Consider the following 12,317-nt stretch of genomic DNA (forward strand, 5'->3'; position numbering starts at 1 on the left):
GCTATCGGCAGGCGGGGTGACGGGCGGCCGATCCGGCCCTACATCGGGCGCATGACCGCACCGCTCTACAATACCGAGATTCTTCGCCTCGCCGCGACCATTCCCTATCAGGAGCGGCTCGCCGAACCCACGGCATCGTCGGAGAAACGCTCGCCGGTTTGCGGCAGCCGCGTGACGGTCGATGTCGTCACCGATGCCGAGGGTCGCGTCAGCGAAGTCGGCATGCTGGTGCGGGCTTGCGCGCTGGGGCAAGCGTCCTCGTCGCTATTGGCTTCGCACGTCATCGGCCGCTCGCCGGCCGAACTGGCGACGGCACGCGACGCGCTTACCGCCTGGTTGGCGGGCGCGGGGCCGGTGCCCGACTGGCCCGGTCTCGACATCTTCACCCCCGCCTTGCCGCACAGCGCGCGCCATGCTTCGATCCGGCTCGCCTTCGAGGCGGCGGCGGAAGCGGCTGCGGCGGCGTCGCTGCAGCGCGCGGCATGACGGAGAGCCTGCTCAGCGCCGGCGCCGTGCTCGGCGGCTTCGCGCTGCTGTTCGTGCTGATCTTCCGCCGGTTCGGGCTGGGTGCGACCCTTGGCTATCTCGTTGCCGGCGCGGTCGTCGGCCCGCAGGTGCTCGGGCTGGTCGGCGATGCCGAGCAGAAGATCGGTGTCGCCGAACTCGGCATCACCCTGCTGCTGTTCATCGTCGGTCTTGAACTCAATCCGTCGCGATTGTGGAGCTTGCGCAAGGAAATCTTCGGGCTGGGTCTGCTTCAGGTCGTGCTCTGCGGCGTCGCGGTGACGGGCGTGGTGTGGCTGTTCGCTGGCTTCTCGATCGCGTCGGCGCTCGCGCTCGGCCTGCCGCTCGCGCTGTCCTCGACCGCTCAGGTGCTGCCGATGCTGCAATCCGCCGGCCGGCTGCGCACCCCGTTCGGCGAGCGCGCCTTCTCGATCCTGCTGTTCCAGGACCTGTCGATCGTTCCGCTCATCACCATCGTCACGGTGCTGTCGCGCAACCCCGCCGACGCGCATGGCCCGCCCGGCTGGCAATTGTTCCTTTATACCATCCTCGCGATCGTCGGGTTGGTGCTGGCCGGACGCTTCCTGATGCGGCCGATGTTCCGCGCGATCGGCAATCTCGGCGAGCGCGAGATGTTCGTGTTCGCCGCGCTGTTCACCGTCGTCGCGGCGGCGGCGATCATGGAGTCGCTCGGGCTGTCGACTGCGCTCGGCGCGTTCGTCGCGGGCGTGATGCTTGCTGACAGCCCCTATCGGCACGAGATCGAAAGCGATGTCGAGCCGTTCCGATCGGTGCTGCTCGGCCTGTTCTTCGTCGCGGTCGGCATGATGCTCGATCTCCACGCGATCGCGGCGCGGCCGCTGTTCGTGGTCGGCATGGCGGCGGCGCTGATCGTTACCAAGACCGCGATCATCATGGTCATCGGCCTGCTGTTCCGTATGACATGGCGGCAGGCGTTCGCGCTCGGGCTACTGCTGAGCCAGGGCGGCGAGTTCGGCTTCGTGCTGTTCGCACAGGCGCAGAACGCCTGGCTCATCAAGCCCGAGGCGGCGAGCCTGTTCGGCGCGATCGTCACGCTGTCGATGGCGACGACGCCGTTCCTGATGGCGCTGACCAAGCGGCTGCGCACTGAACCGATCGTCGCCACCGGCGACCGCGAGGGGCCACGCGCGGACGGCGCCAATGCGCTGATCGTCGGCTACGGGCGCTTCGGCCAGACGGTCGCGCAGATGCTGATCGCGCAAGGCATCCCCGTCACGCTGATCGACACGGACATCGAGATGATCGACGTTGCAGGCGAGTTCGGCGCCAAGGTCTATTACGGCGATGGCACCCGGCTCGACCTGCTCCGCCAAGCGGGCGCGAGCGAGGCCGAACTGATCCTGTTCTGTATCGACAAGGATCAGGTGACGCTCGATCTGGTTGAGGCGGTCCACACCGCTTTCCCCAAGGCCGGCATCTTCGTGCGCGCCTATGATCGGCGCTCGCTCATCAAGCTCAAAGGCAGCCCGGCAGCGGCGGTGGTGCGCGAAGTGCTTGAATCGGCGGTGAAGATGGCGCGGCTGGCGATGGCGAGCCTCGACATCGACGAAGAGGAAATCAACCGCAGCGAGGCCCATTACCGCGCGCGCGACAAGGAACGGCTCAAGGCGCAGCTCGACAGCGGCGATTTCCGCACCGAGGCGGCGCGGATGCTGGTACAGGATGCACGCGAGGAATTGCGGGAGGGCGGCTGATGAACTGGCTGGTAATTGCGGCGGCACTGTCGGGCGCGCTCGCGGTCGGCGCCGGTGCGTTCGGCGCTCATGGCGCGAGCGGGCAGGCGCAGGCGTGGCTCAAGACCGGCGGCGAATATCAACTGATCCATGCTGTCGCCGCGTTGGTTGCGGTGCAGATCGGCGCGCGCGGGCCGGGGTGGCTGTTCGTCGCCGGCGGCTTCGTGTTCGCGGGCACGTTGTACCTGATGGCGCTCGGCCTGCCGCGCTGGCTCGGCGCGGTGACGCCGATCGGCGGCGTGTTGCTGATTGCGGGATGGCTATGGCTCGCGTGGAGCGCGGCTCGGTAGCAATATTCTCACCGTTCGTCCCGAGCGAAGTCGAGGGACAGGCCCGGAGCGCAGGCGCTTCGATTTCGCTCGGCACGAACGGACGCTTTTACGCCGTCCGCTTGCCGTCGAGCAGCCGCACGATCGCCGAGAAATCCAGCGCGCCGTTGCCGGCGTCGGCGAAGCGCTGATACAGCTCCGCCGCACGCGCGCCCATCGGTGTGTCGGCATCGACCGAGGCCGCTGCCTCCATCGCCAACTTCAAATCCTTGAGCATCAACGCGGTCGCGAAACCGCCCTGATAGTCGCGGTCGGCGGGGGTCTCCGGGCCGACACCGGGCCACGGCGCGTAGCTGGTCAGCGACCAGCTTTGCCCCGAGCTGACGCTGGCGATCTCGAAGAATTTCTGCGGATCGAGACCGAGCTTGTCGGCGAGCAGGAACGCTTCGCATGTCGCGATCATTTCTGCGCCGAGCACCATATTGTTGCAGATCTTGGCCGACTGGCCCGCACCGCTCGCGCCGGCATGGATCACCGCCTTGCCCATCTGCGCGAGATACGGCTGCGCGCGCGCGAAGGCGTCGTCCGCACCGCCGACCATGAAGGTCAGCGTGCCCGCATTCGCCGCCGCGATCCCGCCCGAAACGGGGGCATCGACCATCGCGAACCCGTTGGCCGCAGCGCTTTCCGCGACGCGCTTGGCGGTCGCGACGTCGATCGTCGAACAATCGATCAGCAAGGCGCTTTGCGGCGCGGCGGCGAACACGCTGTCGGCATAGACCGTCTCGACATGCCGCCCGGCGGGCAACATCGTCACCACCGCATCGGCGCCGTCGCACGCTTCGGCCGCACTGGCGACCGGCACGCAGCCCGCCGCTTTGGCGCGATCGAGCGCATCGGCGGAGAGATCGAAGGCGGACACGTCATGCCCGTGCTTCGCGAGGTTCGCGGCCATGCCGCCGCCCATGTTGCCGAGCCCGATAAAGCCGATGCGTGCCATGTCTCTCTCCTTAGCGGCCGACCCAGACGGCCGGCCGTTTCTCGACGAAGGCGGTCATGCCTTCGCGCTTGTCCTCGGTGGCCGTGAGGAGCTGGAACAGCCGGCGCTCGCTCTGGATGCCCTGCGCCAGCCCGCTTTCGAACGCGAGGTTGACCATTTCCTTGTTCACCATCGCGGCGAGCGGCGGCATCGCCGCGATCGTCGCGGCGGTCTTGAGCGCGTCAGCGAGCAGATCGGCGGCGGGCACGATCCGCGCGACCAGCCCCGAACGCTCGGCTTCCTCAGCCCCCATCATCCGCCCGGTCAGGCACATCTCCATCGCCTTGGCCTTGCCGACCGCGCGCGTCAGCCGCTGCGAGCCGCCCATGCCCGGCGCGACGCCGAGCTTGATTTCGGGCTGGCCGAACTTGGCGGTGTCCGAAGCGAGGATGAAGTCCGCCATCATCGCCAGCTCGCAGCCGCCGCCGAGAGCGAAGCCGTTGACCGCTGCGATCCACGGCTTGCGCGTGCCGACCACGCCGCTCTGCCAGCCGGAGAAGAAATCCTGCAGGAAGAAATCGGCGGCGGGCTTGTCGACCATCTCCTTGATGTCGGCACCCGCCGCGAACGCCTTCTCGCCGCTGCCGGTCAGCACCGCGCAGCGCTGGCCGGGATCGGCGTCGAACGCTGCGAACGCGTCGATCAGATCAGCCAAGACTTCGGTGTTGAGCGCATTGAGCGCCTGCGGGCGGTTGAGCGTGATGAGCGTGACGGCGTCATGCCGTTCGACCAGGATATTTTGATAGGTCATGCCGGTGTCCAGGCCTCATGTGCGGGGAGGGGTGCGAAGATCGCGTCGATCGTGGCGTCGCTCACGCCTTCGGGCGTGGCGGGGTTCCAGCGCGGCGCATTGTCCTTGTCAACGATCAGCGCGCGCACGCCCTCTATGAAGTCGTGCCGCTGCGCGAGCCGGGCGGCGACCGCATATTCCTGCCGCATCTCGTCGGCGAAGTCGGCCATCGCCGCACCCTCGGCGAGCAGGCGGAGCGAGACCTTCATCGCCTGCGGAGACTTGGTGCCGAGCGTGGCAAGCTGCGCCGCTGCCCATTCGCCCGGATCGGCGGCGAGCGCCGTCAGCACGTCTTCCAGCCGGTCGGAAGCGAACAGCCGGTCGATCTCGACGCGGTGCGACAGGATTGCCGCATCGGGGGCACGGGCGTTGGCATCATCGAGGATCGTCGCGACGGCCTGCGGTGTTGCCGCGACCGCAGCCTTGATCGTGTCGAGCGCCGTGGCAGGAACGAAGTGCGTCGCGAGGCCAAGCGCGAGGCATTCCGCGCCATCGAGCCGATAGCCGGTCAGCGCGATATATTGCCCGATCCGCCCCGGCAGCCGCGACAGATACCAGCCGCCGCCGACATCGGGGAACAGGCCGATTCCGGTCTCGGGCATGGCGAATTTGGTGTTCTCGGTCGCGACCCGGTAGCGCGCGGGCTGCGAGATGCCGACCCCGCCGCCCATCGTGATCCCGTCCATGAACGCGACGATCGGCTTGGCATAGGTGAACAGCCGGTGGTTGAGCTGGTATTCGACGCGGAAGAACTCGCGTGCCGCGCTGCCGTCGCCGGCGCCGCTCTCCGCGATCATGCGGATATCGCCGCCCGCGCAAAACCCGCGGCCCTCGGCATGGTCGATCAGCACCGCTTCGATCGCCGGATCGCGCTCGGCGGCAGCGAGCGCATCGAGCATCGCCACGCACATGCCGGTGTTGAGCGCATGGATCGCCTTGGGGCGGTTGAGGCGGATACGCAGCACCGCGCCTTCGGTCGTCGTGAGGACGTCGGTCACTTCAGCAGATCCCGGCCGATGATCATCCGCATCACCTGGTTGGTGCCCTCCAGAATCGAATGCACGCGCAAATCGCGCCAGAAACGCTCGATCGGATAGTCCATCAGATAGCCATAGCCGCCGTGCAGTTGCAGCGCGCGATCGGCCACCGCCGAACCCGTATCGGTGGCGAGCCGCTTCGCCATCGCCGCGAACCGCGTCTTGTCGGGCGCGCCGTCGCTCACCTTCGCCGCCGCCATGTAGAGCAGCGCGCGCGCCGCCTCCAGGTCGGTCACCATGTCGGCGAGCGTGAACTGGGTGTTCTGGAACTCGGCGATCGCCTTGCCGAACTGCTTGCGATCCTTGGTGTACGTCACCGCCTCGTCGAGACAGCGCTGCGCGCCCCCCAGCGAACACGCACCGATGTTGAGCCGCCCGCCGTCGAGCCCGCTCATCGCGATTTTGAAACCCTCGCCCTCGGCGCCAAGTAGATTCTCGGCCGGCACGCGGACGTTATCGAGAATGAGTTGCGCGGTCGGCTGCGAATGCCAGCCGAGCTTGCGCTCCTGCGCGCCGAAGCTGACGCCGGGCATGTCCTTCTCGATGACGAGGCAGGAAATGCCCTTGGGGCCGTCCTCACCCGTGCGGACCATGACGACATAGACTTCGTTTTCGCCCGCGCCCGAGATGAACTGCTTCGATCCGGTGACGACATACGAATCGCCATCGCGCACCGCGCGCGTCTTGAGCGCCGCCGCGTCCGATCCCGAGCCGGGTTCGGTGAGGCAATAGCTCGCGATTCGCGCCATCCCGACGAGATCGGGCAGATATTTCGCCTTAACGTCAGCGCTGCCGAACGTGTCGATCATCCACGACGCCATGTTGTGGATGCTGATGAACGCCGAGGTGGAAGGGCAGCCATAGGCCATCGCCTCCATGATGAGCGCCGCCTCCAGCCGCCCGAGCGCGATGCCGCCGCTCGCTTCCGAAACGTAGATCGCCCCGAACCCCAGCTCCGCCGCCGCGCGGATCGTGTCGCGCGGGAAGATGTGCTGCGCATCCCATTCCGCCGCGAACGGCGTGATGCGATCGGCGGTGAAGCGCCGGGCCAGCTCCTGGATCTCGCGCTGGTCGTCGGTCAGGTCGAACTGGGTCATGCGCTCATCACTTCCGCTTCAATTTCCACGCGCCACTCCGGCCGGATGAAGCCCGACACGATCAGCGTCGTCGTGGCGGGACGCGCCGTGCCGAACCAGCGGCCATGCACGGCCGCGACCGAGGGAAAGTCGGCGCGGTCGGTAAGATAGATGCAGGTACGCACCGTGTCGGCGATGTCGCCGTCGAGATCGGCGATCGCCTGTGCGACGATCGCGCAGCACCGCTCCATCTGCGCCGCAGCGTCGCCGGCCGTGGATGATCCATCCGGCTCGATCGGGGCGGTGCCGGCGACCATGATCTGGTTGCCGGTCCGTACCGCGCGCGAAAACCCAAGAACCGGCTCCAGCGGCGAACCACTGCTGACGCGACGCTTCATGCCACTATCACCTCACCCCATCGTCGGAATGACGAAAGCGTTCGCCGTATCGCCGACTCCGCCGTCGGGCCAGCGCTGCGTGACGGTCTTGACCTTGGTCCAGAACTTCACGCCTTCCATGCCGTGCTGGTTGGTGTCGCCGAACGCCGAGCGCTTCCAGCCGCCGAAGGTGTGATAGGCGACCGGCACCGGGATCGGCACGTTGATGCCGACCATGCCGACGTTGACGCGCGACGCGAATTCGCGCGCGGCATGGCCGTTGCGCGTGAAGATCGCGACGCCGTTGCCATATTGATGCTCGCTCGGCAGCCGCACCGCATGCTCGAAATCGTCCGCGCGTACGATCTGGAGGACCGGGCCGAAGATTTCCTCCTTATAGGCACTCATGCTGGTGGTGACATGGTCGAATAAGGTTGGGCCGACGAAGAAGCCGCCCTCATGGCCCTGCAATTCGAAGCCGCGCCCATCGACCACCAGCTCGGCGCCTTCGTCGACGCCGGTCTGAATCCAGTCCTCGATCCGCTTCTTGTGGATCGCGGTGACGACCGGGCCGTAATGCGCGTCGCTGTCGGTCGAGACGCCGACACGGAGCTTCTCGATCGCCGGGATCAGCTTCTCGCGCAGCGCGACTGCAGTCTTCTCGCCGACCGGCACCACCACCGGCAGCGCCATGCAGCGCTCGCCCGCCGAGCCGAACGCCGCGCCCGACAGATCGGCGACGACCTGGTCGAGATCGGCGTCGGGCATGACGATGCCGTGGTTCTTGGCGCCGCCCATCGCCTGCACGCGCTTGCCGGCCGCGACGCCGCGCGAATAGACGTAGTGCGCGATGTCGGACGAGCCGACGAAGCTCACCGCGCTGATCGCGGGATGGTCGAGGATCGCATCGACCATTTCCTTGTCACCGTGGACGACCTGCAAGATGCCTTCGGGCAAGCCGGCTTCGAGGAACAGTTCGCCGAGCCGCACCGGCACCGACGGATCGCGCTCGGAGGGCTTGAGGATGAAGGCGTTGCCGGTCGCGATCGCCACGCCCGACATCCACAACGGGATCATGCCCGGAAAGTTGAACGGCGTGATGCCCGCGCCGATGCCGAGCGGCTGGCGCATCGAATAGACGTCGATGCCGGGGCCGGCGCCCTGCGTATATTCACCCTTGAGGACATGCGGGATGCCGCAGCAGAACTCGATCACCTCGAGCCCGCGCTGAATGTCGCCCTTCGAATCGGCGATCACTTTGCCGTGTTCGGAGGAGAGCAGGTGCGCCAGCTCCTCCATGTTCTTCTCGACGAGCGCCTTGAACGCGAACATCACGCGCGCGCGGCGCTGCGGATTGGTCGCGGCCCAGCCCGGCTGCGCCTTCTGCGCGGCGGCGACCGCCCGGTCGAGATCGGCTTGCGTGCCGAGCGCGACGCGCGCCTGCACCGCGCCGGTGTTGGGATCGAACACATCGCCGGTTCGCGCCGATGTCGTGGCGCCCTGGCCGACGATGAGGTGGTCGATCTCGCGGATCGCGGTTGCCATGCGAAGCTCTCCTTGGTCGCGGGTCTTGTGCCGCACCCCCTCCTCGCCGGCAAGGGCTGCAAAAGCAACGGGTGGACTTGCAACACGAAGCTGCAATAACGCAGGTCCATGAACTGGGACGACATGCGCTTCTTCCTCGCCGTGACCCACGCCGGGCAGATTGCGCGCGCCGCCGTTCAGCTTGGCGTCGATGCCACCACCGTCACTCGGCGCATCCGGCGGCTCGAACAATCGCTTGGCCACACCCTGTTCGAGCAGCGCCGCGACGGCCAGCACCTCACCGAAATGGGCGAGCGGCTCGCGGCGAAGGCCGATGCGCTCGAACGCGCGATGTCGGACGTGACCGAGCAGGGCGCGCATCCGCTCGAAGGCGTGGTTCGGGTCAGCGCGTCGGAGGGGTTCGGGACGTGGTTCGTCGCGCCGAGGCTCGGCGCGTTCAGCGCGAATTACCCGCGTCTCAATGTCGATCTGGTCGCGAACAGCGGTTTTCTCAGCCCGTCCCGGCGCGAGACCGACTTGGCGATCGTGCTCGCGCGCCCGCGCAAAGGCCCGCTCGTCTCGCGGCGGCTGACCGATTACGCGCTGCGGCTATACGCATCGCGCACCTATGCCGAGCGCACGCCGATCAGCTCAAAGGCGGCACTGCGCGCGCATCCGCTGATCGGTTACATCCCGGATTTCCTCTACGCGCCCGAACTCGATTATCTCGAAGAGATCGACCCACAGCTCAGCCCCCGGCTGCGCTCATCGAGCATCAACGCACAGCATCGCATGGCGGCGGCGGGCGCGGGGGTGGCGGTGCTGCCGTGCTTCATCGGCGATACCGACCCTGCGCTGGTGCGCGTGCTCGACGATGTCCGCATCACGCGATCCTTCTGGCTCGCCACGCACCGCGACGTGATCGCGCTGCCGCGCACCCGCGCGTTCGTCGACTGGCTGGTCGGCGCGGCCACCGCAGATCGCGAGCTGCTGCTGGGCTTGTAGATAGCTCCGTTCGTGCTGAGTAGCGGCCGAGTAGCCCGCAGGGCGTATCGAGATGAGCAGGTCGGATCGGCCCCCGGACGATCCTGAACATGCCGGGGGCATGTTCACCTGCTCATCGTATCGCAGCACAGGGACCGAGTCCCACCTGTGCTTCGATACGGGCTCGATACGGCGCAAGCGCCTACTCGATCCCTACTCAGCACGAACGGGAAGAGAGTAGCGATAGTTGGCTCGGGTGGAGAACCCGACCGATCGCCGCTATAGCCCGACGTCAACGAACATGAGGAGCAGGACCATGACCGGCAACGTGAGCGGGATCGCCAGAACGGGGCGACACTAATGGCCGGTCTGTGGTTCGACGAGCTGAGCGTAGGTCAGGTCTTCCATCATGCGATCCGGCGGACCGTGACGGAAACCGACAATCTGCTGTTCTCGACGCTGACTCACAATCCCGCGCAACTGCACCTCGATGCCGAATATATGAAGGACAGCGACTACGGCCGCATTCTCGTCAATTCGACCTTCACGCTCGGGCTGATGGTCGGCGTGTCGGTGGGCGACACCACGCTCGGCACCGCGATCGCCAATCTCGGCTGGGACGAGGTCCGCTTCCCCGCGCCGGTGTTCATCGGCGACACTTTGCACATCGAGACCGAAGTGGCCGAACTGCGCGAGTCCAAATCGCGCCCCGAGGCCGGCATCGTCACCTTCCTCCACCGCGCCTATAACCAGCGCGACGAACTCGTCGCTTCGTGCCGCCGCTCGGGCCTGCAACGGAAGAAACCGGCATGACGCCGCTGCGCTCGTGGCTGTTCGTCCCCGGCGACAGCGAGAAGAAGCTCGCCAAGGTCGATGGCTGCGGTGCCGATGCGGTGATCCTCGATCTCGAGGATTCGGTTGCTCCCGCCAACAAGGGCATGGCGCGCGATCTGGTCGCCGCTTTCCTCAAGGCGCGACCTCGCGACGGTCGCACCGTGCAAGTGTGGGTGCGGGTAAACCCGTTCGATACCGGCCTGACCGCAGACGATCTCGCTGCGATCGTGCCCGGCGATCCCGACGGCATCATGCAGCCCAAGATCGACGGCCCCGAGGATGTCCGCGCGCTTTCCGCGCAACTCGACACGCTGGAAGCCGAGCATGGCCTTGCCGCCGGTGCGATCCGCATCCTGCCGGTCGCGACCGAAACGCCGCTCGCACCGTTCCGGCTCGGCGACTTCGCCACCGCCGGGCTGACCCGGCTCGCCGGTCTCACCTGGGGCGCTGAGGATCTCTCGGCGGCGCTCGGCGCCAGCACCAATCTCGGCGCGGATGGCGCCTGGGCGTTCACCTATCAGATGGTCCGCTCGCTGACGTTGCTCGCCGCGCACGCCGCCGGGGTGCCGGCGATCGATACCCTTTACGTCGATTTCCGCGACGACGCCGGGCTGCGCGCCGCCAGCCGGGCCGCGCGTGCCGAAGGATTTTCAGGCCGGCTCGCGATTCACCCGGCGCAGGTCGCCGGCATCAACGCCGCCTTCTCGCCGAGCGAGGAAGACATCGCTTTCGCGCGTCGCATCGTCGCCGCGTTCGAGGCCGCGCCGGCGGTCGGCACGATCGGGATCGACGGCAAGATGTACGATCTGCCCCACCTCAAGGCGGCGCGGCGCACGCTGGCGATGGCGGGCGGCTGAGGCCGGTCAGGGCGCTTTTACGGGAGCCTTAAGCGACGTCGGCAGGTCCGCCCATGCCGTCCCGGCGACCATCCGCGCGCGGCCAAGCTCGAACAATGCCTGCATCGCCGGCTGGCGGAAGTCGAGCGACGAGGATTTTTCGTCGGGCGGCACCGCCGCCACCCAGGTCGCGACATGGTTCTGCTGGCCGAACGCCGCGACGGTTGCAAGCGAGGTACGCTGCGTCGCCTTGCTCGCGGTGTCGAAGCTGCGCGACAGCAGCGACATCAGCGACCGCTTCGTCACCGCGAATTCGTCGTCGGCCTTGCCGTTGACGAGTACGTAGATGCTGCCGCCGGAGGTACGCCCCGCCGGCAGGATCAGCGCGGTATCGGGCAAGGCGAAGAACGCGCCGATCGTGCTGCCATCGACATGCAGTTCGTGCGCGACGTGGTTGCCCATCTGCGCCTCGATCATCACCGGCGGGAACACGCCCGGAATTGCGGCGGATGCGGTAAGCACGGTCGCGAACAGGTCGCGCGCCGCCGGGCCGCCACGCGCCGCGATCGCGCCCATGTCCCACACGACGAGGTCCTGGCTGTCGAGGTCGGTGGTCGCGACCAGCAGGCGGCGTCCGCGTGCCTGTTCGCGCGCCACCGCCGCCATCATCGCCGGCGTGACGAAGCTGTCGACCAGCCCGCGAAGCCGCTTGCCGGTGTAGATGCTATCGCGGAACAGCGGCTGTACGAACGGGAACGGCAGCAGGTGCGATGCGGTGCCGTCGGTGAAGCCCTTCTTCAGCTCGGCATCCCATTTCGGCCCGAGGAAGGCGAACGGCGCGATCAGCGCGCCCGTGCTCACCCCTGTCACGACGCTGAACTCAGGCCGGTTGCCCGCCCGAGTCCAGCCGTACAGCACGCCAGCGCCGAACGCGCCGTTCGCACCGCCGCCCGACAGCGCCAACATCGTCGGCGGATTGCCGGCGGCGTCGGGCCGGAACATCGCGCGCACCGCCGGATCGTTGATCCCGTAGCGGACGTGCGGGAAGCCGACCGGATAGGCGATGGCATGTTCCGCCTGCGTGAAGTCCTCGCGCGGGATGGTGACGCAACCGCTCGTCGTCAGCAGCAGCGCGGCGAGGAGGGCGCGTAGTGTCGGTCGAAAACCCAACCCTCCGTTCGTCCCGCGCGAAGTCGAGGGACATGAGGCAAGCGCTGCGTGTGGTGCCTCGACTTCGCTCGGCACGAACGGATTGGGACAGGGGGGGCGGCT

Annotated in this window: 13 protein-coding genes; 6 read left to right on the forward strand and 7 right to left on the reverse strand. The window is 67.5% G+C overall.

The features are described 5' to 3' along the window. Positions 1 to 51 precede the first annotated feature (51 nt). From EWE75_RS01885 to EWE75_RS01895, 3 genes are read left to right on the forward strand one after another with little or no spacing between them, the layout of a single operon-like run. Positions 52 to 486: an iron-sulfur cluster assembly scaffold protein gene (locus tag EWE75_RS01885; protein ID WP_130155006.1), complete on the forward strand. Its 435-nt coding sequence runs from the start codon at positions 52 to 54 to the stop codon at positions 484 to 486. Then, positions 483 to 2,240: a cation:proton antiporter domain-containing protein gene (locus EWE75_RS01890; RefSeq protein ID WP_130155007.1), complete on the forward strand. Its 1,758-nt coding sequence runs from the start codon at positions 483 to 485 to the stop codon at positions 2,238 to 2,240. The genes EWE75_RS01885 and EWE75_RS01890 overlap by 4 nt, the downstream gene beginning before the upstream one ends. After that, on the forward strand, positions 2,240 to 2,569 hold the full coding sequence (locus EWE75_RS01895) for a DUF423 domain-containing protein (RefSeq protein WP_130155008.1): 330 nt from the start codon (positions 2,240 to 2,242) through the stop codon (positions 2,567 to 2,569). Before EWE75_RS01890 ends, EWE75_RS01895 begins: the two co-directional genes overlap by 1 nt. Before the next feature lie 88 nt (positions 2,570 to 2,657). Here the strand turns inward: EWE75_RS01895 and mmsB are convergent, their stop codons facing one another. The 6 genes from mmsB to EWE75_RS01925 are packed head-to-tail and all read right to left on the reverse strand — an operon-like array spanning position 2,658 to position 8,400. After that, positions 2,658 to 3,548 (reverse strand): 3-hydroxyisobutyrate dehydrogenase, encoded by an 891-nt coding sequence (gene mmsB, locus EWE75_RS01900; protein WP_130155009.1) that lies wholly within the window; start codon positions 3,546 to 3,548, stop codon positions 2,658 to 2,660. Positions 3,549 to 3,558: 10 nt separating this feature from the next. Further along, a complete protein-coding gene (locus tag EWE75_RS01905) occupies positions 3,559 to 4,338 on the reverse strand; it encodes an enoyl-CoA hydratase-related protein (protein WP_130155010.1) in 780 nt (259 codons plus the stop codon). Further along, the gene (locus EWE75_RS01910) at positions 4,335 to 5,375 is read right to left on the reverse strand and encodes an enoyl-CoA hydratase/isomerase family protein (protein WP_130155011.1); all 1,041 of its coding nucleotides are present in this window, start codon (positions 5,373 to 5,375) and stop codon (positions 4,335 to 4,337) included. The genes EWE75_RS01905 and EWE75_RS01910 overlap by 4 nt, the downstream gene beginning before the upstream one ends. Next, positions 5,372 to 6,511: an acyl-CoA dehydrogenase family protein gene (locus EWE75_RS01915; RefSeq protein ID WP_130155012.1), complete on the reverse strand. Its 1,140-nt coding sequence runs from the start codon at positions 6,509 to 6,511 to the stop codon at positions 5,372 to 5,374. The genes EWE75_RS01910 and EWE75_RS01915 overlap by 4 nt, the downstream gene beginning before the upstream one ends. Beyond that, the gene (locus EWE75_RS01920) at positions 6,508 to 6,888 is read right to left on the reverse strand and encodes a RidA family protein (RefSeq protein ID WP_130155013.1); all 381 of its coding nucleotides are present in this window, start codon (positions 6,886 to 6,888) and stop codon (positions 6,508 to 6,510) included. The genes EWE75_RS01915 and EWE75_RS01920 overlap by 4 nt, the downstream gene beginning before the upstream one ends. Before the next feature lie 12 nt (positions 6,889 to 6,900). After that, complete coding sequence (locus EWE75_RS01925; protein WP_130155125.1) at positions 6,901 to 8,400, reverse strand: CoA-acylating methylmalonate-semialdehyde dehydrogenase; 1,500 nt, start codon at positions 8,398 to 8,400, stop codon at positions 6,901 to 6,903. A gap of 120 nt (positions 8,401 to 8,520) precedes the next feature. Between EWE75_RS01925 and EWE75_RS01930 the strand changes: the two genes are divergently transcribed. The 3 genes from EWE75_RS01930 (at position 8,521) to EWE75_RS01940 (ending at position 11,066) form a co-directional block, all read left to right on the forward strand. Then, positions 8,521 to 9,396, forward strand: coding sequence for a LysR family transcriptional regulator (locus EWE75_RS01930; protein ID WP_130155014.1), 876 nt, complete (start codon positions 8,521 to 8,523; stop codon positions 9,394 to 9,396). A gap of 339 nt (positions 9,397 to 9,735) precedes the next feature. Beyond that, positions 9,736 to 10,188 carry a MaoC family dehydratase gene (locus EWE75_RS01935; protein WP_130155015.1) on the forward strand — a complete coding sequence of 151 codons (453 nt, stop codon included), beginning with the start codon at positions 9,736 to 9,738 and terminating at the stop codon, positions 10,186 to 10,188. Next, positions 10,185 to 11,066 carry an HpcH/HpaI aldolase/citrate lyase family protein gene (locus EWE75_RS01940; RefSeq protein WP_130155016.1) on the forward strand — a complete coding sequence of 294 codons (882 nt, stop codon included), beginning with the start codon at positions 10,185 to 10,187 and terminating at the stop codon, positions 11,064 to 11,066. Before EWE75_RS01935 ends, EWE75_RS01940 begins: the two co-directional genes overlap by 4 nt. 6 nt (positions 11,067 to 11,072) lie before the next feature. Here EWE75_RS01940 and EWE75_RS01945 read toward each other — a convergent pair whose 3' ends face one another. After that, positions 11,073 to 12,215, reverse strand: coding sequence for a patatin-like phospholipase family protein (locus EWE75_RS01945; RefSeq protein ID WP_165388236.1), 1,143 nt, complete (start codon positions 12,213 to 12,215; stop codon positions 11,073 to 11,075). Between the last annotated feature and the right edge of the window lie 102 nt (positions 12,216 to 12,317).

This window comes from Sphingomonas populi (assembly GCF_004208535.1).
GTDB classification, from domain to species: Bacteria; Pseudomonadota; Alphaproteobacteria; order Sphingomonadales; family Sphingomonadaceae; genus Sphingomonas; species Sphingomonas populi.